The organism is Enterobacter sp. PL1, from assembly GCF_945957325.1.
GTDB classification, from domain to species: Bacteria; Pseudomonadota; Gammaproteobacteria; order Enterobacterales; family Enterobacteriaceae; genus Enterobacter; species Enterobacter roggenkampii.
In genome coordinates, this window is sequence record NZ_CAMFKT010000012.1 from 1 (window position 1) to 25,308 (window position 25,308).

A 25,308-nucleotide genomic window follows, 5' to 3' on the forward strand; every position below is an offset into this window, starting at 1 on the left:
AGCGCATTAAACCGCAATCGCGCCTTATCGTCAACATTATTTCGGGGAAAGCTGTTCAATTGCTTAACTTTGCGGCAATCTGATGGTTTACGCGTCGAATACGTCAAATATGACAGGTTCGCTTACGTTAACGCCCCGCCCATACGGCACTGAGCAAAGCGCAGAATATCTTCTGCCAGCCGGTGCGCCGTATCCACATCGGCCTGGCTACGGTTCACCAGCATGCGGCTCAGGCAGCCCTCCAGCACCAGCTCCATCTGTTTCGCCACCATTGCCGGGTCATCCACTTCAAGACGGGTCAGCAGCTCGTGGGTGAAGTCATGCGCTGCCCGTTTTTGCTGATCCGCCAACTGGTGGACAGGATGGTCGGGATCGGGATAGAACGTACAGGCCGCAATAAACAGGCAGCCCGGATAGCGGTTGTTGCTGACACATTCCGTCAGGGCGGTATAGCGCGCCAGCAGCTTTTGTTCCGCAGTCAGTTCTTCATTCAGCATCAGCTGCCTGCGCCAGATATCAACCTGCTGGCTGAGATAGCGCAGAGCATCATAAACGAGCGCCTCTTTATCCGGCCAGAAGCGCTTAAGATCATCCAGGGGGTAATCGATACGGTCGGCTACCATCTCAAGCGTGGTGCTGGCGATCCCATAAATCTCAAGTAATTGCAGGGCTTGTCCCAGTACGTCTTCACGTTGCACGGTTATCTCCTCCGCTATTCCCAACGGTATGTTCCGTTTAAAGTGTTGTTTACGGTTGGCGATTGCGCAAATGCGCGCTAAATGCCGCTGCATCCATAAACCCGGTTACACGCTGTTCTGGCTGCTCCTGACCCTGTTGATTGAAGAACAGAATGGTTGGCAGCCCGAGCACGTTAAGCTGTTTTAGCAGAGCCTTATCCTGCGCATTATTGGCGGTTACGTTCGCCTGGAGCAGAACCGTCTCTTTCAGGGCATTTTGCACCTGTGGATCGCTAAAGGTGTATTTTTCAAACTCTTTGCAGGCGACGCACCAGTCGGCATAGAGATCGAGCATCACCGGTTTGCCCTTCGCCTGCGCAAGCGCGCTGTTGAGCTCATCGACGTTCTTAATCTGCATAAAGTTCAAATGCGCCTGCGTCTGGCCGACCGGCGAGCCGAACGCCCAATCCTGCAGAGGACGCACGCTCACCAGCGCGGCGGCGAGCAGGAGAATTTGCACCAGGCGCATCCACGCTTTTTTGGCCCCCAGACTGACGATAAATGCCCAGGAGAAGAACGCTACGCCGAGCATCGCCCACAGGCGAGTGCCCCAGACGTCACCCGTAATGCGTTCCAGCAGGAACACCGGCAGCGCCAGAATCACAAAACCAAATGCGGTTTTCACCGTCTCCATCCACGGGCCGCTCTTCGGCAGCAGGCGGTTGCCGAAAACCGTGACCAGAATCAGCGGCAGGCCCATGCCCAGCGCGTAAAGGTACAGCGTACCGCCGCCGAGCCACAGATTGCCGCTCTGGGCAATATAGAGCAGGATGGCGCTCAGCGGGGCAGTGGTGCAAGGGGAGCAAATCAGTCCGGCGATGGCCCCCATCATAAACACGCCGCCTGCCGAGCCTCCCTGCTGACGATTACTCATCAGCGTTAAGCGGGTTTGCAGAGCAGACGGTAACTGCAGCGTGAACAGGCCAAACATCGACAGTGCCAGCAGAATAAATATCGCCGACAGGCCAATCAGCACGTACGGGTGCTGAAGTGCGGCCTGGAACTGCAACCCGGCAGCGGCGACCACAAGGCCGAGCGCCGTGTAGGTCAGCGCCATACCCTGCACGTAAATAAAGGCCAGCAGCAGCGCGCGTGCGGTGGAAAGGCGCTGTTTGCCGCCCAGTACGATGCCAGAGATGAGCGGATACATCGGCAGCACGCAGGGGGTAAAGGCAATGCCAATGCCAATCAGTAAGGCCCACAGCGCGGAGAACGGAAGGTCAGCGGTATCCTCATGCTTCTCGCCTGAAGGAAGAGGTGAAATCGTGGGCGACGCTTTCACCTCACTAAGCGGAACCACCTTTGTTTCCGGCGGATAGCAGAATCCGGCATCCGCGCATCCCTGGTAGGTCACCGTCAGGGTCGCGCCTTTATCCGCCTGGTTCACCGTAACGGGCACACTCAGGCGCTGGCGATAGATTTCGCTTTTGCCGTAAAACTCATCTTCATGCCACTCGCCAGCGGGCATCTGTAATGCGCCCACGCTGGCCTGAGCAGGCGTAATGCTCACCTGCTTGCGATAGAGGTAATAGCCCTCTTTCACCTGCCAGTTGAGCGTAAGGTCGTGCTGGTTTTGCTGGAAATCGAAAACAAACGCCCGATCGGCAGGAATGAAGTTCGAACGGCCGGGCGCGTCAAACAGCCCGGCAAAAACTGATGTGCTGCAAAGCAGCAGGATCAGCGTAAGGAAGCGTTGAGCCATGATAGATAGTCGTTATCGCCATGAACCACTGGCAAGACCAGCAGTTCCGGGGTTTGGTAAGGATGATGAGATTTGAGGCAGTCCAGGAGTGCCTGCTGATTCGCCAGATTGGTTTTAAGCAACATCTGGACTTCGTACTCTTGCTCCAGCTTACCTTCCCAATAGTAAAGAGAGGTAGCGCCGGGGAGGAGCGTGACGCAGGCTGCCAGTTTTTCGGCCAGCACTTTGGCGGCGAGATCCTGGGCAGAAGCTTCATCAGGGGCGGTGCACAGTACGACAACGGCATCAGGCGTGTTCACAAGTCGACCTCCTCATCACGAAAGTCTTCACTATATCACGCAGGACGATTGGTCATTAATGAAACGGGCCGCTGAGCGGCCCGATTTTAACTATTTTTACAACGGCTAACCGTTTACAGCACAATGCCGCCGATGATAAAGCCGAGGACCACGCAAAGCGTAATCGCCACCACGCCCGGGATGAGGAACGCGTGGTTAAACACGTACTTACCGATACGGGTTGAGCCGGTGTCGTCCATCTCCACCGCCGCCAGCAGGGTTGGGTAGGTTGGCAATACGAACAGGGCAGAAACCGCCGCAAAAGAGGCAATTGCCGTCAGCGGCGTCACACCCAGCATCAGCGCCGCAGGCATCAGCGCTTTGGTGGTCGCCGCCTGGGAGTAAAGCAGAGTAGCCGCGAAGAACAGCACGACAGCCAGCAGCCACGGATAGTTGTGCAGCAGGTCACCAGCGACGGTCTGGATATCACTGATGTGCGCTTTCACGAAGGTATCACCAAGCCACGCCACACCCAGCACGCACACGCAGGCGCTCATACCGGATTTGAAGGTGCTGGCGTTCAGCACTTCGCTGGTATCAATTTTACAGGTGATGCTAATCAGCGTCGCGATGGTCAGCATGAACACCACAATCGCTTCGTTACGCGGCAGGACCGGGTTCTGGATCAGCCCCACGGTATCGCTGATGGCGGTCGCATAGAACATGACGGCAACAATACCAATCAGGAACAGCAGCACGGAGCGTTTCGCATGTGGCTTCAGTTCGAAGACCTGGCTGCCGCGCAGGCTCACTTCACCTTTTGCCAGACGCTCCTGATAAACCGGATCGTCTTTCAGTTCAGCACCGAGGAAGTTACACAGCACGGCGGTAATCATCACCGCAATCAGCGTCACCGGAATGCAGATCGCCAGCAGCGTCAGGTAGCTCACGCCCATCGGCTCCAGGATACCGGCGAAGAAGACCACCGCCGCGGAAATCGGCGAGGCGGTAATCGCGATCTGGGACGCGACGACTGCAATAGAGAGCGGACGCGACGGACGGATACCCTGTTCTTTCGCCACTTCGGTAATCACCGGTAACGTGGAGAAAGCGGTGTGGCCAGTACCGGCGAGAATGGTCATAAACCAGGTCACCAGCGGAGCAAGGAAGGTTATGTATTTCGGGTGGCGGCGTAACATGCGCTCCGCCAGGCTCACCAGGTAGTCCATACCGCCTGCCACCTGCATGGCGGCAATAGCGGCAATGACTGCCATGATGATTTCGATAACGTCGAACGGGATTGCGCCGGGTTTAATCTGAAAGATAAGGGTAAGAACGAGCACTCCAAGACCGCCGGCAAAACCGATGCCGATACCCCCGAGTCGTGCTCCAAAATAAATCGCCAACAAGACGATGACGAGTTCTGCTCCAAACATAAGGACCTGCCTTGCTTATTAACAAGTTGATATTGAATTGTTGTATTTTGGTAACGCCTAAAAAGAAAAAAGGCACGTCACAATTGACGTGCCTTAAGAAGCCTAGCCTGAACGGTTACTGTTCGCTTTCATCGGTATATCGTTTCGCTTTATAGGCCGGGTGCATCAGGTTCTGGGCTGAGAAAATATCGTCCAGCTCGGCTTCGGTCAACAGCCCGCGCTCCAGCACCACTTCACGCACGCTCTTACCGGTTTCGGCGCAAATCTTACCGACGATGTCGCCGTTATGGTGCCCGATGAACGGGTTGAGGTAGGTGACGATCCCGATGGAGTTATAGACATAACCCTCGCAGACTTCTTTATTCGCCGTGATGCCGTTGATGCATTTTTCCAGCAGGTTGTAGCAGGCGTTGGTCAGAATGTGGATAGATTCAAACATCGCCTGGCCAATGACTGGCTCCATCACGTTCAGCTGCAGCTGACCCGCTTCAGAGGCCATGGTCACGGTCGTATCGTTACCGATGACTTTGAAGCAAACCTGATTCACTACTTCTGGCACGACTGGGTTCACCTTGGCTGGCATGATGGACGAACCTGCCTGCAGTTCTGGCAGGTTGATTTCGTTCAGGCCAGCGCGCGGGCCGGAAGAGAGCAGGCGCAGGTCGTTACAAATTTTGGACAGCTTAACCGCCAGACGTTTCAGCGCGCTGTGTACCATGACGTAGGCGCCGCAGTCGGAGGTCGCTTCAATCAGGTCTTCTGCAGGCACAACCGGCAGGTTGGACACTTCAGCCAGCTTCTGTACCGCCAGCTGCTGATAGCCATCCGGGGTGTTCAGACGCGTACCGATGGCGGTAGCGCCCAGGTTCACTTCCAGCAGCAGCTCGGAGGTGCGCAGCAGATTTTTAGTCTCTTCGTTCAGCAGGACGTTAAACGCGTGGAATTCCTGGCCGAGGGTCATCGGCACCGCATCCTGCAGCTGGGTACGACCCATTTTCAGAATGTCCTGGAACTCAACCGCTTTACGCTGGAAGCCATCACCCAGCTGGTTGATCGCATCCACCAGTTTCACCACGGAGGCATACACCGCGATACGGAAGCCGGTAGGGTAGGCGTCGTTGGTGGACTGGCATTTGTTGACGTGGTCGTTCGGGTTCAGGTACTGGTATTCACCTTTCTGGTGACCCATCAGCTCCAGGCCAATGTTTGCCAGTACTTCGTTGGTATTCATGTTGACGGAGGTGCCCGCGCCGCCCTGATAGACGTCAACCGGGAACTGATCCATGCATTTGCCGTTGTTCAGCACTTCATCGCAGGCTGCGATAATCGCATTTGCCGCGCTTTTAGGAATGGTTTGCAGCTCTTTGTTGGCCAGGGCTGCGGCTTTCTTCACCATCACCATGCCACGAACAAACTCAGGGATGTCGCTGATTTTGCTGTTGCTGATGTAGAAGTTTTCAATCGCTCTCAGAGTGTGGACACCGTAGTAGGCATCCGCTGGAACTTCCCTGGTACCCAACAAGTCTTCTTCGATACGAATGTTGTTTAACATGTGAACCTTCTTTTCAAGCTGCCGATGGATTGTACTAAACACACAGTATTTATGTGGTTTTGAATATTTTCTGACCGACGATTATTCCCTCAATCAGCCAGATGCTCGAGATCATATGCTGATGATAGCGAATTGCCGTAAGCTGGATCACTTATTATCGAGCCGATTCCATGATAATTATTAATCTGTGAAATGGGTCACCGCTTTAATATTTCCAAAAAAAATATCCGTGCAAACTGATTGAATTTTCGCTAACCGTCACCATCTCATACAAACGCGTGTCGCGAACACATTCAGACAGGGGCCGATGGCCTCTGCCACACAGGAGATGCCAGTGCGCTGGATACCGTTTATTGCTTTCTTTCTCTATGTTTACATTGAGATTTCCATTTTCATCCAGGTTGCCCATGTGCTGGGCGTCCTGCTGACGCTGATTCTGGTGATTTTCACCTCCGTCATCGGCATGTCGCTGGTGCGTAATCAGGGTTTCAAAAATTTCCTGATAATGCAGCAAAAGATGGCCGCAGGCGAAAGCCCGGCGGAAGAGATGATCAAAAGCGTGTCGTTGATTATTGCGGGGCTGCTGCTGATTCTGCCCGGGTTCTTTACCGACTTCCTCGGCCTTCTGCTGCTTCTGCCGCCGGTGCAAAAGCACCTGACTATGAAGCTGCTGCCGCATCTGCGCTTTAGCCGTATGCCGGGCGGTGGGTTCAGCACCGGGCCAGGCGACACGTTTGAAGGGGAATATCAGCGTAAGGATGAACAGCACGACCGTCTGGATCACAAAGACGATCGGTGATTTTGTTGCCCGGTGGCGCTTCGCTTACCGGGCCTACTAAAGCGCCAGCCACAACACCGCCAGCATGACGATGGCATACACGCTCTTCCATCCCACCATCGCCAGCAGCAGCAGGCACAGTAGCCCCCCGACAAGCGCCAGTGCTTTATAACGACCTTTCAGCAAACGACAACCTGCCAGCATGCACAGCAGGTAGATCATGATGAAAATGCCGTTGGCGTAGACGAGCAGCGTATCCAGATTGACCTTCAGGGCGTAAATGCACAGCGTACTCACCACGCAGCAGCCCAGTACGGCATTCAGGGCATTCAGCGGCAGCTGGCGTTTAGACAGGCGCGCGAGGCGGTTATCAGGTTTATCCAGCGCCTGCGACCACACCAGACGGGCAAAGCTCTGGATATAAATGTTGAGGCTGGCAAAACAGGCCAGATAGCCGATAACGCAGGCGATCCACAGCGCCTTCACACCAAACAGTTCAACCACGATACCCGGCAGCGATGCCGCGGCGGCGAGATCGGCTCCGAAAGCCTTGAAGTGCAACACCAGCACGGTACACGCCCAGTACACCGTGCCTGCCAGCAGCAGGCCGATCATCAGTGCGCGGGGGAAATCACGTTCAGGCTGCTTAAATTCCGACGCCAGATGAGCAAAGGCTTCCAGACCGACAAAACACCAGAACATGACGGAGAGCGCGGCAAAAAGCTGTGAGTGGTCGACGTCTGTCACGGCCGGAAAGGGAATCTCTTTTACGGTGATATCGCCCGCCCACCAGATAGCGGCAACGAGCGCGACAATCAGCACCGCAACCAGTGTCTGCAGGTTGGCGCTGGAGCGGGCTCCGCGTGAACCCACCCACCAGACGATAGCCAGCGTACCCAGTTCGGCCAACAGCAACTGCTCGTCATGCCAGCCAAACAGCGCCTGGCCAAAGCCGGTTGCAATGTGCAGCGCCGCAGGAAGCCCAACCGGAATAACGGAGAGAAACAGCCAGCCGGTCACACGCTCCAGTCGCGGGCCAAATGCCAGCCTGACAAAATGCGCCACGCCGCCCGCGCTGGGGAAATGCCGCCCCAGGATGGCAAACACAATGGCAATCGGGAAAACCAATACAATCAGAACGGGCCACGCCCACAGACTGTTATTTCCGGCTACCAGTGCCGCCAGTGCAGGTACGGCGAACACGCCCGTTCCTAACAAGGAGGTTGAGAGCAGGCCGACGCCCTGCGCCAGCCCCAACTCCTGCTTGAGTCCACTCATTGACATCGTCCTGCCAATTCCAAAAGAGAGGCGATGGTAACACTTTCGCAAAATTTTTTTTCAACTCCCCCTTGAAGGGGTAAAAAGCTATCCCCATCTCTCAGGGCACTAGTCGGAAAACCGCATGCGGGCCGGCGTCATCCATAACTGATAATGACTTTCTCAAAGGAGAGCTATCAATGAGTATTCGTCCGTTACATGATCGTGTGATCGTCAAACGTAAAGAAGTTGAAACCAAGTCTGCTGGCGGCATCGTTCTGACCGGTTCTGCAGCAGCCAAATCAACGCGTGGCGAAATCATCGCTGTCGGTAAGGGCCGCATCCTGGAAAACGGAACTGTGCAGCCACTGGACGTTAAAGTTGGTGACATCGTAATTTTCAACGATGGCTACGGCGTGAAATCCGAGAAGATCGACAATGAAGAAGTGTTGATCATGTCCGAGAGCGACATTCTGGCAATTGTTGAAGCGTAATTTACGCACGAGAATTTGAGGAAATAAGAACATGGCAGCTAAAGACGTAAAATTCGGTAACGACGCTCGTGTAAAAATGCTCCGCGGCGTAAACGTACTGGCAGATGCAGTTAAAGTGACCCTGGGCCCGAAAGGCCGTAACGTAGTGCTGGATAAATCCTTCGGCGCGCCAACCATCACCAAAGACGGTGTTTCCGTAGCACGTGAAATCGAGCTGGAAGACAAGTTCGAAAACATGGGTGCGCAGATGGTGAAAGAAGTGGCCTCTAAAGCGAACGACGCTGCAGGCGACGGTACCACCACCGCGACCGTTCTGGCGCAGGCCATCATCACCGAAGGTCTGAAAGCCGTTGCTGCGGGCATGAACCCAATGGATCTGAAACGTGGTATCGACAAAGCTGTCGCCTCCGCTGTGGAAGAACTGAAAGCGCTGTCCGTACCGTGCTCTGACTCTAAAGCGATTGCTCAGGTTGGTACCATCTCCGCTAACTCCGACGAAACCGTAGGTAAACTGATCGCGGAAGCGATGGACAAAGTCGGTAAAGAAGGCGTGATCACCGTTGAAGACGGTACCGGTCTGGAAGACGAACTGGACGTGGTTGAAGGTATGCAGTTCGACCGCGGTTACCTGTCCCCATACTTCATCAACAAGCCAGAGACTGGCGCTGTTGAGCTGGAAAGCCCGTTCATCCTGCTGGCTGACAAAAAAATCTCCAACATCCGCGAAATGCTGCCAGTGCTGGAAGCCGTTGCGAAAGCAGGCAAACCGCTGGTTATCATCGCTGAAGATGTTGAAGGCGAAGCGCTGGCGACCCTGGTGGTTAACACCATGCGCGGCATCGTGAAAGTGGCTGCGGTTAAAGCACCTGGCTTCGGCGATCGTCGTAAAGCGATGCTGCAGGATATCGCTACCCTGACCGGCGGTACCGTCATCTCTGAAGAGATCGGTATGGAGCTGGAAAAAGCGACCCTGGAAGACCTGGGCCAGGCGAAACGCGTTGTGATCAACAAAGACACCACCACCATCATCGATGGCGTGGGTGAAGAAGCCGCTATTCAGGGCCGCGTTGGTCAGATCCGTAAGCAGATCGAAGAAGCGACTTCCGATTACGACCGTGAAAAACTGCAGGAGCGCGTAGCGAAACTGGCAGGCGGCGTTGCGGTAATCAAAGTCGGTGCTGCGACCGAAGTTGAAATGAAAGAGAAAAAAGCGCGCGTTGACGATGCCCTGCACGCGACCCGTGCTGCGGTAGAAGAAGGCGTGGTTGCGGGTGGTGGCGTTGCGCTGGTGCGCGTTGCCGCTAAACTGGCTGGCCTGACCGCTCAGAACGAAGACCAGAACGTGGGTATCAAAGTTGCGCTGCGCGCAATGGAAGCGCCTCTGCGTCAGATCGTGTCTAACGCCGGTGAAGAGCCATCTGTGGTGGCGAACAAGGTGAAAGCGGGCGAAGGTAACTACGGTTACAACGCGGCAACTGAAGAATACGGCAACATGATCGACTTCGGTATCCTGGACCCAACTAAAGTGACCCGTTCTGCTCTGCAGTACGCGGCCTCTGTTGCTGGTCTGATGATCACCACCGAGTGCATGGTGACCGACCTGCCTAAAGGCGATGCGCCTGACTTAGGTGCTGCTGGCATGGGCGGCATGGGTGGAATGGGCGGCATGATGTAATCATGTTGTTCTGAACCTCTCAGAACGAACCCCGGGCAGAAATGCCCGGGGTTTTTTATTACGTGCTATTCGAAAGTCCCTTTGACGCACACGGCACCTTCTCGCACCATCTGGCGGCCTTTGGCCCAGACCTCGCGAATCTTCAGATCGTCCGTCAGTACCAGGAAATCCGCGTCGCATCCGGGCGCGAGCCGTCCCTTATGCTCCAGCCCGAGAAACGCCGCCACGTTTCGCGTAAAGGGAAGAAGCGCCTCTTCCAGCGGCAGCTGATGTCGGCTGACCAGCTGCTGCAGCGTTTCGAGCAGGGATTCGAACCCCGCCACGCCCATACCCACCAGATTGCCGCTCTCATCAAATTTCGGCTGGCTGCCGTTGCCGTCCGAACTGAGCGTAAGCCGGTTAAACGGCACCTGCGCCTCGCGGGCCATCACGATGGCGCTGGCGGCGTTAATCGGTTCACTGATGCTGGTTGTGATGTCGATAAAACCGCCTTCGCGGGCATAGCTCAGCGCGGCATCGAACAGCGCCCGGGCGCGGTTAACGTGGGTTGGCAGCAGTTTTACGCGGGGAACGTCGGCGTTATTCAGGATGCTAAACAGCGGCTCTAGCAGCTTTGGGCTGTTGCCGAGGTGAAACACGGAGATACCCGCTTTGGCACCCAACAGCCCGCCTACGCGTGACTGGGCAGCCATACTGGCGAGCTGGTCCTCGGCTGGCGCGGAAGAACGATGGTCAGAGATCGCGCATTTCACGCCAATGATTTTATCAATCAGCGCCACGTCTTTTTCGACACTGCCGGTGATGGTCGGCGAAGGCAGCCCGTACGCCCCCGTCAGCATCCATGCGCTGATCCCTTCATGTTCAAGGGCCCGCGTTTTTGCCAGCAGCGATTCAGGATGCCGGGTCACGCCGTCGGTGCCTAGCAGGCCAACAACCGAGGTGATGCCTGCGGCAACGAGTGCAGACAGGCGAACCTCTGGCGTGCGGGTGTGAGGGCCCGCCTCACCGCCGCCACCGATCAAATGCACATGCTGGTCGATAAACCCCGGGCAAACCACCGCCCCAGCCAGATCGCTTTCCGGGCAGTCTGGCCTCGTTGTTCCGTGGTTCGCTTTTTCGATCGCCACGATTTTTCCCGCAGCGATCAGCAGATCGCAACGTCCCTTATCCTCCGGGGCGTAGAGATGTGCGTTGCGGAAAAGGTGAGGGTTCAGCACTGAAAAATCCATTTTTATCTCCTCAGAAGAGTAGCTGCATCACCCACATTGAGAGCAGGGCATTAATGACACAAAGAGTAATAATATGCGGATAATATTTCGGGTTTACGCCGGCGGTACCCAGGCAGCGGCCGGTGTTTTGCACCGGATTGCCCATCAGATAGATGGCGGGCAGCAGGATGGTGGCATCGTGGCCGTTGAGCGTGCCGGCGGCGACCAGGCTGGCGCAGACGCCCACGCCGCCGCCCATACTCATCACCGAGGCCAAAAGAACCGTTGCCGCCGCACCCGGAAGGCCCCACAGCGCCATAATTGGCTCGCATATCTTGCCGACAATATCCAGCAGGCCGGTGACCTTGAGCGCCTGAATGATGACAAACGCCATAACGACGTTCGGCAACAGGCTGGTGGTGGCGATGGTAAAGCCGCGGCGGGCGCCATCAATAAACATATCCATGATATTTTTACGCGGCTGGGCGATCATGTTCTTCCTCATGAAGACGATTTTCCATGTGGGCGATCCACAGGCGCAGGACGTTCGCGCCAACGAATTTAAACACCAGAATAACGGCCAGTGGCGTAATCACCGGGATGGTGATAACGGTGAAGAGCGCGGCACCGGAAGAAAAATAGTTGGTAATGATGGCGCTACCGCTGGTCTGAAAGGTGGCGAAAATAGCGCGCTCCTGGTCCGTAATCGCGCCTTCATCGGTTAACTCTTTGGTCATCCCTGCCGCCGCATCGGTGTTTTGCAGGTTGGCTATCAGCGCCAGGGAGCAAACGCCCGGCACACCCAGCAGCGGACGTAAAATGGGAGTCATAAGCTGCTGTGCGGCACGCAGCCCGCCCAGACCTTCGGTGACGGCGATGATACCAAGCGATAAAATGACCGAGGGAGCCAGCTCAAGGGCAAAGAGGAAACCGTCTTTTGCCCCCGTTCCGCCCGTTCCGCGAAACGTCAGAGCGCCGTTGACCGGGCCAAAGCTGCCGTTTAAGACGGTAAAATCCAGCACGCGCCACCATTCGGTGCTTTTGGCGAAAAAGCCCGAGAAAAAAACGATGGTAAGTACAAACGCCACATAACCCACCCATGTCACTTTTTCCTCTCCTGAGGATGATGCACTCATAAAACCTCCTTTTTTAGTCGCGTACAAAAGTTGTACGTTGCATCACTAAAAACGATCGGGGGCTAAAACACGATATCCCAAAGGTTATTATCAGAATTCATTTAAGATGTCGGAGGAGTGCCTCGCGGAATCTGGCTCGCAGAAATGCGCGGGGGTTTTTCTTTTAGTCATCTTTTAGGTATAAGATTTACACACGGACAATTACTGTCCAGCTTATTGAAAACGAGGAATAACATGCGCGTAAAAGTCTGTGCAGGGATTGTAGGGGCAGCACTGCTGCTGGCGGGTTGTAGCTCCAGCAATGAGCTGTCGGCAGCGGGCCAGGGCGTTCGCTTTGTGGAAGATAAGCCTGGCAGTGAATGCCAGCTGTTAGGCACGGCAACCGGTGAACAAAGTAACTGGATGTCGGGTCAGCACGGTGAGGAAGGCGGTTCTATGCGCGGAGCGGCGAATGCCCTGCGTAATCAGGCTGCGGCAATGGGCGGCAACGTGATTTACGGCGTAAGTAGCCCAACGCAGAGTATGCTGTCCAGCTTCGTGCCGACCGCCAGCCAGATGACGGGCCAGGTCTATAAGTGCCCGAACTGATGTAATGTGCTAATGGCGCTGCGCCCGGCCCTGTAGGGCGGGTAAGCGTAGCGCCACCTGCCTTTTTAGTGCTGCCGCAGCTGCAAATCGAGCGGCGTCTTGCTCGGCTCTCCGCCAATCTCACGTGCCAGCTTCGGCACCATATAGCCTGAAACCAGCGTTAACAGTTCGCGCATAATCTGCCGGGCTTCTTCATCCGTCACCATGAAATGCGCCGCGCCCTGAACGCGATCCAGCACGTGCAGGTAATACGGCATCACGCCCGCATCAAACAGGGCATTGCTCAGATCGGCCAGCACGCGGGCGCTGTCATTCACGCCGCGCAGCAGCACGCTCTGGTTCAGCAGCGTCACGCCCGCTTTACGCAGTCGCGCCATCGCCGCGCGAAACGCATCGTCAATTTCGTTCGCGTGATTAATATGATTAACCAGCAGCACCTGCAGGCGAGATTGCTCCAGGCGTGCCACAAGGCCGTCGGTGATACGTGCCGGAATGACAATCGGTAAGCGGCTATGAATGCGCAGGCGCTTAATGTGCGGGATGGCTTCAAGCTGAGTCAGCAGCCAGTCCAGCTCATGATCTTTCGCCATCAACGGGTCACCGCCGGAAAAAATAATCTCATCCAGCTCCGGATGGGCTGCGATATAGTCCAGCGCGACCTGCCAGTTGCGTTTATTGCCCTGGTTTTCGGCATAGGGGAAGTGCCGACGGAAGCAATAACGACAATTTACCGCACAGCCGCCTTTTACCAGCAGCAGGGCGCGGTTGAGATACTTGTGCAGTAAACCCGGCACCACGCTGTTCTGCTCTTCCAGCGGATCGGTGCTGTATCCCGGCGCAGTAATGAATTCATCCTGCGAAGTAAGCGTTTGTTTTAATAGCGGATCGTCGGGGTTGCCTTTCTCCATCCGGGCCACAAACGCACGGGGAACGCGCAGGGCGAAAAGGCGCTTTGCCTCGCGGCCTGCAAGCAACTCTGGGTGCTGATCGAGGTCTAAAAGACGCAGCAATTCATCAGGACTGGTGATTACATCGGCAAGTTGCGATAACCAATCTTCTCTGGACGGGGTGTTTAGGGTTACAATATGCGCCATTTTGTGGCTTAGCTACCAGTTAACAAATTTAGAGGGCCTTATGGCAACGTACTATAGCAACGATTTTCGTGCTGGTCTTAAAATCATGATGGACGGCGAACCGTACGCGGTTGAAGCCAGCGAATTCGTTAAACCAGGTAAAGGCCAGGCATTCGCACGCGTTAAGCTGCGCCGTCTGCTGACCGGTACCCGTGTTGAGAAAACCTTCAAGTCTACTGACTCTGCTGAAGGCGCTGATGTTGTTGATATGAACCTGACCTATCTGTACAACGATGGCGAGTTCTGGCATTTCATGAACAACTCCACTTTCGAACAGCTGTCTGCTGATGAGAAAGCGGTAGGTGACAGCGCTAAATGGCTGCTGGATCAGGCTGAGTGCATCGTGACCCTGTGGAACGGCCAGCCTATCGCAGTGACCCCACCAAACTTCGTAGAACTGGAAATCGTTGAAACCGATCCAGGTCTGAAGGGTGATACCGCAGGTACCGGCGGTAAGCCAGCCAAACTGTCTACCGGCGCAGTGGTGAAAGTGCCACTGTTCGTACAGACTGGCGAAGTGATCAAAGTGGATACCCGCTCCGGCGAATACGTATCCCGCGTGAAGTAATTTACGTATGATTGAAGGCGCAGCGCCCGCTGCGCCCGATTTTTTGCAGGCAGGGATGATGAAACGTACCGTTAAAATTCTGCTTCTGTTAGCGCTCTCCAGTGCATTGCTTTCTGGCTGTAACACCACGCGTGGAATGGGACAAGATATCCAGGATCTGGGTCATATCATTTCTCACGCCGCCAGCTAAGTTCGTCTAATTTTCCTAAAAATGCTTCCTCTTCCGTCAACCGGCGGGATTTTGTCTATTCTTAAGTTGCTATACACAAAACAACTTTGGCTATAAAAGGAAGATATTATGGTTAAGAAGACAATTGCAGCGATCTTTTCAGTCCTGGTACTTTCTTCAGTGTTAACGGCCTGTAATACCACGCGTGGCGTCGGTCAGGATATTTCTGAAGGTGGTAGCGCAATCTCTGGTGCGGCAACAAAAGCTCAGCAGTAATGAATAAACGGTACGGGACCAGCCGGGTTTCGTACCGTCAGCTTTCTGATTCCTGCAGGGATAAGAACGGAGAAAAACGCGTATCCATATGTAATTTCATGCGGATATTGCGTTTATAGGTATAAACCGTTTTTCCGTTGATGCTCAGGTGAGCGGCAATTTTTTGATTGCTCGCGCCGTCCATCCATAACGTCAGCACCTTCTCTTCCTGTCGGGTCAGCAAAGGGGCTGCCGCCGTTGGCCTGTCAGCGCTGGCGCGCGAAATTAACGCGTCGTTGATAACCGTTGCCACCTCTTCGAGACTGGCGTTTTTCAACAGCGACGACCAGACCGGAAACTTCCCAAGCCAGTCGGTCATGCCGCTGTCCTCTCCCGACTGCAGCAAAATAAACGGTAATCGTTCACTGGCGTTAAGCAGGGAAGAGAGCTGCTGAAAATGGTGAATATCCTGCCTGAAGCCGTACAGGTCAGCGATAACCAGCGTCGGTTTCCATTGCAGAATGTGTTCTCTGGCAAGAAACAGATTATTCAGCCCGGTCACAACGTAGTGTCCCGGGAACAAACCGGAATGATTGAGCCATGCTTCAAACCCCGCGCGGGTGAAGTGACAACGGTCAATCAAAAGAATTTTGAACATATTTTATTCGCAGTCGGCTAGTGGTTTGGCTTCCTGCCATCAGAAAGCACATCATCATAGAGAAGTCGGATGAGTGCTAAAAGCCGGAACTCCGCGCCATACTGCGGCTATTTCTTGCCTTAACGTGTTCAGCAAAAAAGGATTGAAAAAAAATAGCACGCTAACCACAATAGGTGGCGTAATCTCTGCCTTACGGGACGACCCGTAAGCGTTTCTTTCACCGGGGACGGCCCCAACTTGCATTAAGTTAAGGAGCCTGACATGTCCTGGATCATTCTTTTTATTGCTGGCCTGCTCGAAGTGGTATGGGCGATTGGTCTCAAGTACACCCACGGATTTACCCGCCTGACGCCCAGCGTCATTACCGTTACCGCCATGATAGTCAGTATTGTTCTGCTATCCTGGGCGATGCGCTCTTTGCCTGTGGGAACGGCTTATGCCGTCTGGACGGGTATTGGCGCAGTGGGGGCCGCCATCACAGGCATTTTGCTACTCGGCGAGTCAGCGAGTCTGGCGCGTATCGCCAGCCTCGCTCTGATTGTGGCCGGGATCGTTGGGCTTAAGCTCAGCACCCACTAATGGGGCTGTTTTACCCAGATAAGTTTTGATACATCAAACCCTTGCCGGGTCGCGACGTCCAGCATCTGCTGCTTCATTTCTGGTGAAATAGTTGGCGTGCGGGAGAGTATCCACAGGTAGTCGCGATCCGGCCCACAGACCAGCGCATGGCGATACGCTTTGTCGAGCGCTATCACGTTATAACCGCCATAAAACGGACCAAAGAAAGAGACCTTAAGCGCGGCCCGTCGCGGGTCTCCAGTGAAGTACGCTTTTCCCACCGACTGCTGCCACATCTCCCGATCGGGATTATAGCCCCGGTTGATCACCTGAATACCGCCATCATCCATCGGACTGTAATTCGCCGTGACCTTCTCTAAACCCTGCTCAAACCGATGGTCGAGGCGCGCGATTTCATACCATGTTCCAAGGAAGCGTTGTGCATCAAAAGGCGTGACGACGGTGACGCCAGGAGGCGGGGTAGGGGAACTGCAGGCAACCACTAAAAACGCGGCTGTCACCGCGGCGATAACAGGCAGAATGCGCATAGGAGTTTCCTTACTGTTTTTTGTTAAGTGTAGATGACAGCAGGAAAAATGCGGAAGATTGTGCGGCGAATTTCGCCGCACACTGTGGTTTTGTAGGCCGGGTAAGGCGAAGCCGCCACCCGGCAATGTTTTACTGCAGCGCGTCGAGGATACGGTATGCCGCCTCAACGCGTGCCGGGTTCGGATAGCTTTTATTCGCGAGCATCACAATGCCGAGCTGCTTTTCAGGAATAAATGCCACGTAGCTGCCAAACCCGCCCGTCGAGCCTGTTTTATGGACCCAGGAGGCCTTGACCGGAGGCGCGGGTGGATTCACTTCTGCCACGGGCAATGGTGCCAGCGCCACCTTGTTATCACTGCCTCCGACGACGGTTTTGGCATCGACCGGCCAGTTGAGCATCTCCCAGCCTAACCCCTGATACATAGCCCCCACGCGCCAGTAGCGAGACTGCGCCAGAGCAATGCCTTGCTTGAGTGAGGGAGCCTGAAGAGAATCCGGCTTCATGTTGGCTATCACCCAGCTCGCCATATCCTTCACGTTAGTTTTTACGCCATAGGCTTCCGCGTCCAGCATCCCTGGCGAAACGTGGACCGCTTTACCCTCACGGTATCCCCAGGCGTAATGCGCCTCTTCCGCTTTCGGGACGTTAATCCATGTATGGTCCAGCTTGAGGGGTTTAAAGACCCGCGTCGTCATGGCCTGCTCATAGCTCATGCCGGAAGGTTTGACCGCCAGCGCACCAAAAAGACCGATGCTGGCGTTAGCGTAAAGACGCGTGGTGCCCGGCTTCCACTGCGGCTGCCAGTTTTGATAAAAGCGCAGCAGAGAGGCGGTATCCGTGACCTCATCCGGCACCTGTAACGGCAGACCGCCTGCGGTATAGGTTGCCAGATCCAGCATGCGAATGCCCTGCCACTGCTTGCCCGTGAGCTCAGGCCAGTATTTTGCTACCGGATCGCCCAGCGCTATTTCACCCCGGGCAATGGCATCGCCGCCCAGTACGCCGGTGAAGGTTTTACTTATAGAGCCCAGCTCAAACAGGGTTTGCGGGGTGACGGGTTTGTTCGCCGCAACATCGGCTTTACCGAAGGTAAAGTAGTGTGGCTGACCCTGATAAATTACCGCCACCGCCATACCCGGAATGGCCTGCGCGTTCATCAGCGGCGTAACGGTACGTTCCACCACCTCAGCCAGCTGTTTTTCGGACATCGGTGCGGCGAATGCAGCGCTGGCGACGCTGAGCAGCAGGGCACAGCTTAGGGATTTTGTCATCATCGGTTATCTTCCGTAATAGCAGTTCAAGGGAGTGTCCGGGCCCGTCAGACCGCTGTAGTCTGTTGGATTTGACTGTGGCTGACAAACGGTTAAATTTAGCATTAGCTGTTAATTTTTCTAACGGATGGGACCATGACCCGCAGCTATCTTCCGCTTAATTCGCTTCGCGCCTTCGAAGCTGCCGCAAGGCACCTCAGTTTTACGCATGCCGCTATTGAACTGAATGTCACCCATTCCGCGATTAGCCAGCACGTAAAGGCGCTGGAGCAGCATCTTAACTGCCAGCTGTTCGTCCGCGTTTCGCGTGGGCTGATGTTGACCACGGAAGGCGAGAATTTGCTGCCGGTGCTGAATGACTCGTTCGACCGAATTGCCGGAATGCTGGATCGCTTTGCCAGCCAGCGCGCCCAGGAGAAGCTGAAAATTGGCGTGGTGGGTACCTTTGCTACGGGGGTGTTATTCTCGCAGCTCGCTGACTTTCGTCGCTGCTATCCGCATATCGATCTTCAGCTGTCGACGCACAACAATCGCGTCGATCCGGCGGCCGAGGGGCTTGATTACGCCATTCGTTATGGCGGCGGGGCGTGGCACGGCACGGAAGCGACGTTTCTTTGCCCTGCACCGCTTGCGCCGCTTTGCACGCCTGACATTGCAGCCGCGTTGCACACCCCTGCCGATATCCTGAAGTTTACCCTCCTGCGTTCTTACCGGCGCGACGAGTGGACCGCCTGGATGCAGGCCGCGGGAGAAAACCCGCCTTCACCGACGCACCGGGTAATGGTATTTGATTCGTCCGTGACCATGCTGGAAGCCGCGCAGGCAGGTACGGGCATCGCGATTGCCCCTGTCGATATGTTCACCCATCTGCTGAACAGTGAGCGCATTGTACAACCCTTTGCGACGCAGATTGACCTTGGCAGCTACTGGCTCACGAGGCTGCAGTCACGCGCAGAAACGCCCGCAATGCGCGAGTTTGCTCAATGGCTGGTGGGGAAGATGCAGAAATAAAAGGCCCGCCGGATGGCGGGCCAGAGGCGTCAGATAGTGATCACGGCAATCAGCGTGACCACGGTCAGGATGGTCGCCAGACCGTAGAATACCCATTTCCCGCTCGGTACATGGATTTTCAGGTCATGCATCGCATGGTGAATACGGTGCAGGCCACACCACAGCGGCAGGACGATCATCAGGAAGATGAACACGCGGCCGATAAAGCTGCTCGCGAACGCCAGTACGCGTTCGTAGCTCAGCGCATCGCCCGGGAACAGCCCCAGCGGCAGCATAATGCCCACCAGCAGAATGATGACGGGGGCAATGATGGCACTCCACATGCCGCCTGCGCCAAAGAGGCCCCAGAAGACCGGCTCGTCAGAACGTTTTGGATTTGGATTGATCACAGTAGTCTCCTTACCAGAACAGTGCGACAAACAGAATGACCACAGTGACCAGAATCGTCACCGCCCAGAGCCCCTTAATCACCGGTTCTGGCCCCATTTTCTCGCCTTTTACGATGATGTTCGCCGCTTTTGGCGCCAGTTCAAACCAGGTTTTAGTATGCAGCAGCGCGGCCGCAAGCACGATCAGATTCAGAATGACAATGATCGGGTTTTGCAGGAAACCGACAAAGCTGGCCCAGGTTTCCGGGCCATGCTTGAGGGCAAAAACGCCGTACATCAGCTCAAGGCTGAACCAGACCGCCGGTACCGCTGTGCCTTCACGCAGCATGTAGAAGCGATAAAACGGCAGGTTTTTCCACCAGGTGGACGGCACAGGCCGCACATAGGCTTTGCGTTTAGTCGTCATCATGCACTCCTTAGCGTGGTTTCAGGGTAGCGATAAGAAAGTCTTTCGAGCTTTCCACTTTACCCTGCTGAATGGCGGCGGCCGGGTCGACGTGCTTCGGACAGACTTCGGAGCAATAACCCACAAAGGTACAGGTCCAGACGCCGTTCTGGCTGTTAAGCTGCGCCATACGTTCTTTTTTACCGTGGTCGCGGCTGTCTTCGTTATAGCGGTGCGCCAGCGTAATGGCGGCCGGGCCGATGAACTCGGGGTTCAGGCCAAACTGCGGACAGGCGGCGTAGCAAAGACCGCAGTTGATGCAGCCGGAGAACTGATGGTATTTCGCCATCTGAGCTGGAGTCTGGTTGTTTGGCCCCTGATCCGGCGTGCGCGGGTTGCCAATAATGTAAGGCTTAATGGCTTCCAGGCTTTCGATAAAGTGGGTCATATCGACCACCAGATCGCGCTCGATAGGGAAGTTGCCCAGGGCTTCGACCTTGATGCCTTTGGTGTAGTCACGCAGGAAGGTCTTACAGGCCAGCTTCGGCACCTTGTTGACCATCATGCCACAGGAGCCGCAGATCGCCATGCGGCAGGACCAGCGGTAGCTCAGGTCTGGCGCCAGGTTGTCTTTGATATACCCGAGCGCGTCCAGCAGGGAGGTTTGCTCGTCGTAAGGAACTTCATAGAAAGCGCTGTGCGGTGCGGCATCCACTTCCGGGTTGTAGCGCACCACTTCAACTTTCAGTTTTTGCATCTCAGCCATTCGCCTTCTCCTTCTTCTCGGCGGCTTCTGCTTCTGCACCGTACACGCGTTTAGCCGGCGGCAGCGTGGTGATTTTCACGTCGCTGTAGTCCAGACGTGTGGTGCCATCCGCATCGCGCCAGGCGAGAGTGTGTTTCAGGAAGTTGACGTCGTCACGTTCGGTACAGCCTTCATCAAGACGCTGATGCGCCCCACGCGACTCTTTACGCGCTAGCGCAGAGTGCGCCATACATTCCGCCACGTTCAGGCCGTGGCCCAGTTCGATGGTATAGAGCAGGTCGGTGTTGAAGACGCTGGAGGTGTCGGTGATGCGCACGCGCTTGAAGCGCTCCTGCAGTTCCGCCAGCTTATCGACGGTTTTTTGCATCAGCTCAGGGGTACGGTAGATACCGCAACCTTCTTCCATCGACAGGCCCATCTCGTCGCGGATCTTAGACCAGTTCTCGTTACCTTCCTGGTTCACCAGATCTTTCAGGCGTTTTTCAACGTCTGCGACCTGCGCATCCAGTGCGGCACCGTTAGCTTCGCCTGCGGTTGCCGCACGTTCCATCGCGCGCTCGCCCGCCATGCGGCCAAAGACCACCAGCTCGGCCAGCGAGTTTGAGCCGAGGCGGTTGGCACCGTGCAGGCCCACGGAGGAACATTCACCGACGGCGAACAGACCCTTAATACGGGTTTCGCACTGCTGGTCGGTTTCGATCCCGCCCATGGTGTAGTGCGCCGTTGGGCGGACCGGAATCGGCTCTTTCACCGGATCGACGCCGACGTAGGCTTTCGCCAGCTCGCAGATGAACGGCAGACGTTCCAGCAGCTTTTTCTCGCCCAGGTGACGCAGGTCGAGGTGAACCACGTCGCCACGCGGTGTGGAGATGGTGTTGCCTTTGCGCCACTCGTGCCAGAAAGCCTGAGAGACTTTGTCGCGCGGGCCGAGTTCCATGTACTTGTTCTTTGGCTCGCCGAGCGGGGTTTCCGGGCCCATGCCGTAATCCTGCAGGTAGCGGTAGCCGTTTTTGTTGACCAGGATACCGCCTTCACCGCGGCAGCCTTCCGTCATCAGAATGCCGGAGCCCGGCAGACCGGTTGGGTGATACTGCACGAACTCCATATCGCGCAGCGGCACGCCGTGGCTGAGCGCCATACCCATACCGTCGCCGGTAACGATGCCGCCGTTGGTGTTATAACGATAAACGCGGCCTGCACCGCCCGTCGCCATCACCACCGCATTGGCGCGGATCTGGACGAGCGAGCCTTCCATCATGTTCATCGCCACCAGGCCGCGCGCGTGACCATCATCCACCAGAATGTCGAGGACGAAATGCTCATCAAAGCGCTGGATTTGTGGGAACTGAAGGGAGGTCTGGAACAGGGTGTGCAGCATGTGGAAGCCGGTCTTATCGGCGGCGAACCAGGTACGTTCGATCTTCATGCCGCCGAAGCGACGAACGTTGACGCTGCCGTCCGGGCGACGACTCCACGGACATCCCCACTGTTCAAGCTGGGTCATCTCCGTTGGACAATGGTGCACAAAGTAGTCAACGACATCCTGTTCGCAAAGCCAGTCGCCCCCTGCAACCGTGTCGTGGAAATGGTATTCAAAGCTGTCATGATCCTGCGCAACGGCGGCGGATCCTCCTTCTGCGGCCACCGTGTGGCTGCGCATTGGATAGACTTTTGAAATCAATGCGATTTTAGCGTTGGGATTAGCTTGCGCTGCAGCAATCGCAGCACGTAATCCAGCCCCGCCAGCGCCTATTACGGCAAGATCGGCCTGAAAAGTTTGCACGACATTCCTCCAGATTTTTGTTATTTCGCAACGCGATAAACTAAAGGTAGTTCACCCGTCCAAAAGGACGATTGCGAAAGCGTTTCCACTGCTCCTTTATGGGTAAAACAGTATAACCGTGTAGATGTCAGGGAAATTTGACGTGTTCGATTTTTTTGCTGTTCTGTCCGGCGATTTATCATTGAGATTGATGAATTGCATCACGCAATTGTTCACCTAAATGAAATGCGCTTTTTTACTGCGCAAAATTTGTCTCTGTCCCTGCTAACGAGTAGACTTCGTGCCCTTGTCTGAAATCGGAGAACAACTCATGAGCGAAACGGCCACCTGGGAGCCGAGCGCATCCATCCCTAATCTGTTAAAACGCGCTGCAATTATGACGGAGATCCGCCGTTTCTTTGCCGACCGCGGCGTCCTGGAGGTGGAAACCCCGTGCATGAGTCAGGCAACGGTAACGGATATTCATCTGGTCCCGTTTGAAACCCGTTTTGTTGGCCCCGGCCACTCTCAGGGCATGAATTTGTATCTGATGACCAGCCCGGAATACCACATGAAACGCCTGCTGGCGGCGGGATGTGGTCCGGTCTATCAGCTGTGCCGTAGCTTCCGCAACGAAGAGATGGGTCGTCACCACAACCCGGAATTCACCATGCTGGAGTGGTACCGCCCGCATTATGATATGTACCGCCTGATGAATGAGGTGGACGATCTGCTTCAGCAGGTTCTGGATTGCTCAGAAGCGGAAACGCTCTCTTATCAGCAGGCCTTCCAGCGCCATCTGGAAATCGATCCGCTGTCGGCGGACAAAACCCTGCTGCGCGAAGTGGCGGCAAAACTGGATCTGAGCAACGTGGCAGATACCGAAGAGGACCGCGACACGCTGCTGCAGCTGCTGTTCACCTTCGGCGTGGAACCGCAGATTGGCAAAGACCGTCCGACGTTTGTCTATCACTTCCCGGCAAGCCAGGCGTCACTGGCGCAGATCAGCACCGAAGACCACCGTGTGGCAGAGCGTTTTGAGGTCTATTACAAAGGCATTGAGCTGGCGAACGGCTTCCACGAACTGACGGACGCCCGCGAGCAGGCGCAGCGTTTCGAGCAGGATAACCGCAAGCGCGCCGCGCGCGGCCTGCCGCAGCAGCCTATTGATGTTAATCTGCTTGAAGCATTAAAAGCAGGTCTGCCGGATTGCTCCGGCGTGGCGCTGGGTGTTGACCGTCTGGTCATGCTGGCCCTGGGCGCAGAGCAGCTTGGCGATGTGATTGCCTTTACGGTCGATCGCGCTTAAAGAATTGCCGGGTGGCGCTGTCGCTTACCCGGCCTACTCGGTCATTGGCCCTGCCACATTAAAAACTGCCATATTATTAATATACGGGTCTTTTTCTTAATTTGCCCCTTATAGCCACAATATTAGTCTGGTCATCTGCTACCATCCGCGCAGTTTAATTCCTTTTCGGATGGTTCTATGTCCCAGTCACTCAAAAAGATGACCCTCACCGGGCTCATCCTGATGATATTTACCTCAGTCTTTGGCTTTGCCAACAGCCCATCAGCGTTCTATCTGATGGGTTACAGCGCGACGCCGTTTTATATCGTTTCGGCTCTGTTCTTCTTTATCCCGTTTGCGCTGATGATGGCGGAGATGGGCTCGGCTTACCGGAAAGAAGAGGGCGGGATCTACTCATGGATGAACAACAGCGTCGGCCCGCGTTATGCCTTTATCGGCACGTTTATGTGGTTCTCCTCTTATGTCGTCTGGATGGTTAGCACGGCGGCCAAAGTCTGGGTGCCATTCTCCACGTTTCTTTTCGGTGCCGATAAAACGCAGGTCTGGTCTCTGGCGGGGCTGAGCTCCACGCAGGTCGTCGGTATCCTGGCGGTATGCTGGATGGTGGTGGTCACGCTGGTGGCGTCAAAAGGCATCAACAAAATTGCCCGTATCACTGCCGTTGGCGGTATTTCCGTGATGTGTCTGAACCTGGTGCTGCTGCTGGTGAGTATTGCCATTCTGTGCCTGAACGGTGGTCATTTTGCGCAGGAGGTGAACTTCGTTTCCTCGCCTAATCCAGGTTACCAGTCCGGGCTGGCCATGCTCTCCTTCGTGGTGTTTGCCATCTTCGCCTACGGCGGTATTGAAGCGGTGGGTGGGCTGGTCGACAAGACCGAGAACCCGGAAAAGAACTTTGCCAAAGGGATTATTTTTGCCGCTATCGTGATTTCCATCGGCTATTCACTGGCGATTTTCCTCTGGGGCGTCAGCACCAACTGGCAGCAGGTATTGAGTAACAACACCACCAACCTCGGGAACATTACCTACGTGCTGATGAAAAGCCTGGGGATGACGTTGGGTAACGCCATGCACCTGACGCCGGAAGCATCGGCCACCATGGGGATCTGGTTTGCGCGCATTACCGGCCTGTCGATGTTCCTTGCCTATACCGGCGCATTCTTCACGCTGATCTACTCGCCGCTGAAAGCGATCATCCAGGGTACGCCAAAAGCGCTGTGGCCGGGACGCATGACCCAGCTCAATACCGCAGGCATGCCTGCCAACGCCATGTGGATGCAGTGTCTGCTGGTGTGCGTGTTTATTCTGCTGGTCTCATTTGGCGGTGATACCGCATCGGCGTTCTATAACAAGCTGACCCTGATGGCGAACGTGTCGATGACCCTGCCGTACCTGTTCCTGACCCTGGCGTTCCCGTTCTTTAAGGCAAAGCAGGATCTTGAGCGTCCGTTTGTGATCTTCAAAACCCGCGCGGCAACGCTGTTGGCCACCACGGTGGTGCTGCTGGTGGTGGCGTTTGCCAATATTTTCACCATCATTCAGCCGGTGATTGAGGCGAACGACTGGAGCAGCGCGCTGTGGATGGTGGGCGGCCCAATCTTCTTCTCGCTGTTAGCGATGGGAATTTATGAGAATTACCGTCGACGCGCGACGGCGTACGTTGCAGAAGTGGCGTAGCGGGAA

The 25,308-nt window shown here is 55.5% G+C and carries 28 protein-coding genes; 11 read left to right on the forward strand and 17 right to left on the reverse strand.

Annotated elements, in window-relative coordinates:
• Positions 1-122: 122 nt before the first annotated feature.
• The 5 genes from N6P30_RS12525 to aspA all read right to left on the reverse strand — a co-directional run bounded on the left by N6P30_RS12525 (position 123) and on the right by aspA (position 5,705).
• Entirely contained in the window at positions 123-698 is a 576-nt protein-coding gene (locus tag N6P30_RS12525) for a transcriptional regulator (protein WP_021240733.1), read from the reverse strand.
• Positions 699-747: 49 nt separating this feature from the next.
• Positions 748-2,439, reverse strand: a complete 1,692-nt coding sequence (locus N6P30_RS12530) for a protein-disulfide reductase DsbD (protein WP_023293470.1) — start codon at positions 2,437-2,439, stop codon at positions 748-750.
• Complete coding sequence (cutA, locus tag N6P30_RS12535; RefSeq protein ID WP_014168278.1) at positions 2,415-2,738, reverse strand: divalent cation tolerance protein CutA; 324 nt, start codon at positions 2,736-2,738, stop codon at positions 2,415-2,417. Before cutA ends, N6P30_RS12530 begins: the two co-directional genes overlap by 25 nt.
• 113 nt (positions 2,739-2,851) lie before the next feature.
• The gene (locus tag N6P30_RS12540) at positions 2,852-4,153 is read right to left on the reverse strand and encodes an anaerobic C4-dicarboxylate transporter (protein WP_023293469.1); all 1,302 of its coding nucleotides are present in this window, start codon (positions 4,151-4,153) and stop codon (positions 2,852-2,854) included.
• 115 nt (positions 4,154-4,268) lie between these two features.
• Positions 4,269-5,705, reverse strand: a complete 1,437-nt coding sequence (gene aspA / locus N6P30_RS12545; RefSeq protein WP_003855923.1) for an aspartate ammonia-lyase — start codon at positions 5,703-5,705, stop codon at positions 4,269-4,271.
• Between the two features lie 334 nt (positions 5,706-6,039).
• Here aspA and N6P30_RS12550 point away from each other — a divergent pair, with 334 nt between their 5' ends.
• Positions 6,040-6,504 carry an FxsA family protein gene (locus N6P30_RS12550; RefSeq protein WP_023616652.1) on the forward strand — a complete coding sequence of 155 codons (465 nt, stop codon included), beginning with the start codon at positions 6,040-6,042 and terminating at the stop codon, positions 6,502-6,504.
• Positions 6,505-6,540: 36 nt separating this feature from the next.
• Here N6P30_RS12550 and yjeH read toward each other — a convergent pair whose 3' ends face one another.
• Complete coding sequence (yjeH, locus tag N6P30_RS12555; protein WP_023293468.1) at positions 6,541-7,761, reverse strand: L-methionine/branched-chain amino acid transporter; 1,221 nt, start codon at positions 7,759-7,761, stop codon at positions 6,541-6,543.
• 179 nt (positions 7,762-7,940) lie between these two features.
• Here yjeH and N6P30_RS12560 point away from each other — a divergent pair, with 179 nt between their 5' ends.
• Positions 7,941-8,234 carry a co-chaperone GroES gene (locus N6P30_RS12560; protein WP_003855929.1) on the forward strand — a complete coding sequence of 98 codons (294 nt, stop codon included), beginning with the start codon at positions 7,941-7,943 and terminating at the stop codon, positions 8,232-8,234.
• Positions 8,235-8,265: 31 nt separating this feature from the next.
• Positions 8,266-9,909 (forward strand): chaperonin GroEL, encoded by a 1,644-nt coding sequence (groL, locus tag N6P30_RS12565; protein ID WP_008502946.1) that lies wholly within the window; start codon positions 8,266-8,268, stop codon positions 9,907-9,909.
• 65 nt (positions 9,910-9,974) lie between these two features.
• Here the strand turns inward: groL and iadA are convergent, their stop codons facing one another.
• The 3 genes from iadA to N6P30_RS12580 are packed head-to-tail and all read right to left on the reverse strand — an operon-like array spanning position 9,975 to position 12,253.
• Positions 9,975-11,138, reverse strand: a complete 1,164-nt coding sequence (gene iadA / locus N6P30_RS12570; protein ID WP_023293467.1) for a beta-aspartyl-peptidase — start codon at positions 11,136-11,138, stop codon at positions 9,975-9,977.
• A 10-nt stretch (positions 11,139-11,148) separates the two neighbouring features.
• Positions 11,149-11,610 (reverse strand): YjiG family protein, encoded by a 462-nt coding sequence (locus N6P30_RS12575; RefSeq protein WP_023293466.1) that lies wholly within the window; start codon positions 11,608-11,610, stop codon positions 11,149-11,151.
• A complete protein-coding gene (locus tag N6P30_RS12580; protein WP_023293465.1) occupies positions 11,591-12,253 on the reverse strand; it encodes a nucleoside recognition domain-containing protein in 663 nt (220 codons plus the stop codon). The genes N6P30_RS12575 and N6P30_RS12580 overlap by 20 nt, the downstream gene beginning before the upstream one ends.
• Before the next feature lie 234 nt (positions 12,254-12,487).
• Between N6P30_RS12580 and N6P30_RS12585 the strand changes: the two genes are divergently transcribed.
• Positions 12,488-12,841 carry a DUF4156 domain-containing protein gene (locus N6P30_RS12585; RefSeq protein ID WP_008502942.1) on the forward strand — a complete coding sequence of 118 codons (354 nt, stop codon included), beginning with the start codon at positions 12,488-12,490 and terminating at the stop codon, positions 12,839-12,841.
• 65 nt (positions 12,842-12,906) lie between these two features.
• Here N6P30_RS12585 and epmB read toward each other — a convergent pair whose 3' ends face one another.
• Positions 12,907-13,935 carry an EF-P beta-lysylation protein EpmB gene (gene epmB / locus N6P30_RS12590; RefSeq protein ID WP_008502941.1) on the reverse strand — a complete coding sequence of 343 codons (1,029 nt, stop codon included), beginning with the start codon at positions 13,933-13,935 and terminating at the stop codon, positions 12,907-12,909.
• A 40-nt stretch (positions 13,936-13,975) separates the two neighbouring features.
• Here epmB and efp point away from each other — a divergent pair, with 40 nt between their 5' ends.
• From efp to ecnB, 3 genes are all read left to right on the forward strand, one after another.
• Positions 13,976-14,542 (forward strand): elongation factor P, encoded by a 567-nt coding sequence (efp, locus tag N6P30_RS12595; RefSeq protein WP_008502940.1) that lies wholly within the window; start codon positions 13,976-13,978, stop codon positions 14,540-14,542.
• Between the two features lie 58 nt (positions 14,543-14,600).
• On the forward strand, positions 14,601-14,732 hold the full coding sequence (locus N6P30_RS12600; RefSeq protein WP_024907352.1) for an entericidin A/B family lipoprotein: 132 nt from the start codon (positions 14,601-14,603) through the stop codon (positions 14,730-14,732).
• Positions 14,733-14,840: 108 nt separating this feature from the next.
• The gene (ecnB, locus tag N6P30_RS12605) at positions 14,841-14,987 is read left to right on the forward strand and encodes a lipoprotein toxin entericidin B (RefSeq protein ID WP_003025482.1); all 147 of its coding nucleotides are present in this window, start codon (positions 14,841-14,843) and stop codon (positions 14,985-14,987) included.
• A 37-nt stretch (positions 14,988-15,024) separates the two neighbouring features.
• Here ecnB and N6P30_RS12610 read toward each other — a convergent pair whose 3' ends face one another.
• Entirely contained in the window at positions 15,025-15,624 is a 600-nt protein-coding gene (locus tag N6P30_RS12610) for a helix-turn-helix transcriptional regulator (RefSeq protein ID WP_021240725.1), read from the reverse strand.
• A gap of 261 nt (positions 15,625-15,885) precedes the next feature.
• Between N6P30_RS12610 and sugE the strand changes: the two genes are divergently transcribed.
• Complete coding sequence (gene sugE / locus N6P30_RS12615) at positions 15,886-16,203, forward strand: quaternary ammonium compound efflux SMR transporter SugE (RefSeq protein ID WP_008502938.1); 318 nt, start codon at positions 15,886-15,888, stop codon at positions 16,201-16,203.
• On the opposite strand, the gene N6P30_RS12620 is transcribed toward sugE, so the two are convergent.
• Together N6P30_RS12620 and N6P30_RS12625 are read right to left on the reverse strand one after the other, a co-directional pair.
• Entirely contained in the window at positions 16,200-16,730 is a 531-nt protein-coding gene (locus tag N6P30_RS12620; protein ID WP_021240724.1) for a lipocalin family protein, read from the reverse strand. The two genes, sugE and N6P30_RS12620, sit on opposite strands and share 4 nt — an antisense overlap.
• A gap of 130 nt (positions 16,731-16,860) precedes the next feature.
• Positions 16,861-18,006, reverse strand: coding sequence for a cephalosporin-hydrolyzing class C beta-lactamase MIR-16 (locus tag N6P30_RS12625; protein WP_023293464.1), 1,146 nt, complete (start codon positions 18,004-18,006; stop codon positions 16,861-16,863).
• A 132-nt stretch (positions 18,007-18,138) separates the two neighbouring features.
• Between N6P30_RS12625 and ampR the strand changes: the two genes are divergently transcribed.
• Positions 18,139-19,014 carry a LysR family transcriptional regulator AmpR gene (gene ampR, locus N6P30_RS12630; RefSeq protein WP_023293463.1) on the forward strand — a complete coding sequence of 292 codons (876 nt, stop codon included), beginning with the start codon at positions 18,139-18,141 and terminating at the stop codon, positions 19,012-19,014.
• 29 nt (positions 19,015-19,043) lie between these two features.
• Here the strand turns inward: ampR and frdD are convergent, their stop codons facing one another.
• From frdD to frdA, 4 genes are read right to left on the reverse strand one after another with little or no spacing between them, the layout of a single operon-like run.
• A complete protein-coding gene (gene frdD / locus N6P30_RS12635) occupies positions 19,044-19,403 on the reverse strand; it encodes a fumarate reductase subunit FrdD (protein ID WP_008502934.1) in 360 nt (119 codons plus the stop codon).
• Positions 19,404-19,413: 10 nt separating this feature from the next.
• Positions 19,414-19,809, reverse strand: coding sequence for a fumarate reductase subunit FrdC (frdC, locus tag N6P30_RS12640; RefSeq protein ID WP_008502933.1), 396 nt, complete (start codon positions 19,807-19,809; stop codon positions 19,414-19,416).
• A gap of 10 nt (positions 19,810-19,819) precedes the next feature.
• Positions 19,820-20,554 (reverse strand): succinate dehydrogenase/fumarate reductase iron-sulfur subunit, encoded by a 735-nt coding sequence (locus N6P30_RS12645; RefSeq protein WP_021240721.1) that lies wholly within the window; start codon positions 20,552-20,554, stop codon positions 19,820-19,822.
• A complete protein-coding gene (gene frdA, locus N6P30_RS12650; protein WP_023293462.1) occupies positions 20,547-22,337 on the reverse strand; it encodes a fumarate reductase (quinol) flavoprotein subunit in 1,791 nt (596 codons plus the stop codon). The genes N6P30_RS12645 and frdA overlap by 8 nt, the downstream gene beginning before the upstream one ends.
• A gap of 310 nt (positions 22,338-22,647) precedes the next feature.
• Between frdA and epmA the strand changes: the two genes are divergently transcribed.
• Positions 22,648-23,625 carry an elongation factor P--(R)-beta-lysine ligase gene (gene epmA / locus N6P30_RS12655; protein WP_008502931.1) on the forward strand — a complete coding sequence of 326 codons (978 nt, stop codon included), beginning with the start codon at positions 22,648-22,650 and terminating at the stop codon, positions 23,623-23,625.
• Positions 23,626-23,802: 177 nt separating this feature from the next.
• The gene (yjeM, locus tag N6P30_RS12660; RefSeq protein WP_023293461.1) at positions 23,803-25,302 is read left to right on the forward strand and encodes a glutamate/gamma-aminobutyrate family transporter YjeM; all 1,500 of its coding nucleotides are present in this window, start codon (positions 23,803-23,805) and stop codon (positions 25,300-25,302) included.
• Positions 25,303-25,308 lie beyond the last annotated feature (6 nt).

Coding starts and splice junctions, on each gene's coding strand:
- aspA (WP_003855923.1), bottom strand. CDS start 5,705: ATGTTAAACAACATTCGTATCGAAGAAGACTTGTTGGGTACCAGGGAA.
- yjeH (WP_023293468.1), bottom strand. CDS start 7,761: ATGAGTGGACTCAAGCAGGAGTTGGGGCTGGCGCAGGGCGTCGGCCTG.
- N6P30_RS12575 (WP_023293466.1), bottom strand. CDS start 11,610: ATGATCGCCCAGCCGCGTAAAAATATCATGGATATGTTTATTGATGGC.
- yjeM (WP_023293461.1), top strand. CDS start 23,803: ATGTCCCAGTCACTCAAAAAGATGACCCTCACCGGGCTCATCCTGATG.
- N6P30_RS12610 (WP_021240725.1), bottom strand. CDS start 15,624: ATGTTCAAAATTCTTTTGATTGACCGTTGTCACTTCACCCGCGCGGGG.
- N6P30_RS12560 (WP_003855929.1), top strand. CDS start 7,941: ATGAGTATTCGTCCGTTACATGATCGTGTGATCGTCAAACGTAAAGAA.
- N6P30_RS12540 (WP_023293469.1), bottom strand. CDS start 4,153: ATGTTTGGAGCAGAACTCGTCATCGTCTTGTTGGCGATTTATTTTGGA.
- groL (WP_008502946.1), top strand. CDS start 8,266: ATGGCAGCTAAAGACGTAAAATTCGGTAACGACGCTCGTGTAAAAATG.
- sugE (WP_008502938.1), top strand. CDS start 15,886: ATGTCCTGGATCATTCTTTTTATTGCTGGCCTGCTCGAAGTGGTATGG.
- frdC (WP_008502933.1), bottom strand. CDS start 19,809: ATGACGACTAAACGCAAAGCCTATGTGCGGCCTGTGCCGTCCACCTGG.
- efp (WP_008502940.1), top strand. CDS start 13,976: ATGGCAACGTACTATAGCAACGATTTTCGTGCTGGTCTTAAAATCATG.
- epmA (WP_008502931.1), top strand. CDS start 22,648: ATGAGCGAAACGGCCACCTGGGAGCCGAGCGCATCCATCCCTAATCTG.
- iadA (WP_023293467.1), bottom strand. CDS start 11,138: ATGGATTTTTCAGTGCTGAACCCTCACCTTTTCCGCAACGCACATCTC.
- N6P30_RS12645 (WP_021240721.1), bottom strand. CDS start 20,554: ATGGCTGAGATGCAAAAACTGAAAGTTGAAGTGGTGCGCTACAACCCG.
- N6P30_RS12620 (WP_021240724.1), bottom strand. CDS start 16,730: ATGCGCATTCTGCCTGTTATCGCCGCGGTGACAGCCGCGTTTTTAGTG.
- N6P30_RS12530 (WP_023293470.1), bottom strand. CDS start 2,439: ATGGCTCAACGCTTCCTTACGCTGATCCTGCTGCTTTGCAGCACATCA.
- N6P30_RS12585 (WP_008502942.1), top strand. CDS start 12,488: ATGCGCGTAAAAGTCTGTGCAGGGATTGTAGGGGCAGCACTGCTGCTG.
- N6P30_RS12600 (WP_024907352.1), top strand. CDS start 14,601: ATGAAACGTACCGTTAAAATTCTGCTTCTGTTAGCGCTCTCCAGTGCA.
- N6P30_RS12580 (WP_023293465.1), bottom strand. CDS start 12,253: ATGAGTGCATCATCCTCAGGAGAGGAAAAAGTGACATGGGTGGGTTAT.
- ampR (WP_023293463.1), top strand. CDS start 18,139: ATGACCCGCAGCTATCTTCCGCTTAATTCGCTTCGCGCCTTCGAAGCT.
- epmB (WP_008502941.1), bottom strand. CDS start 13,935: ATGGCGCATATTGTAACCCTAAACACCCCGTCCAGAGAAGATTGGTTA.
- N6P30_RS12625 (WP_023293464.1), bottom strand. CDS start 18,006: ATGATGACAAAATCCCTAAGCTGTGCCCTGCTGCTCAGCGTCGCCAGC.
- ecnB (WP_003025482.1), top strand. CDS start 14,841: ATGGTTAAGAAGACAATTGCAGCGATCTTTTCAGTCCTGGTACTTTCT.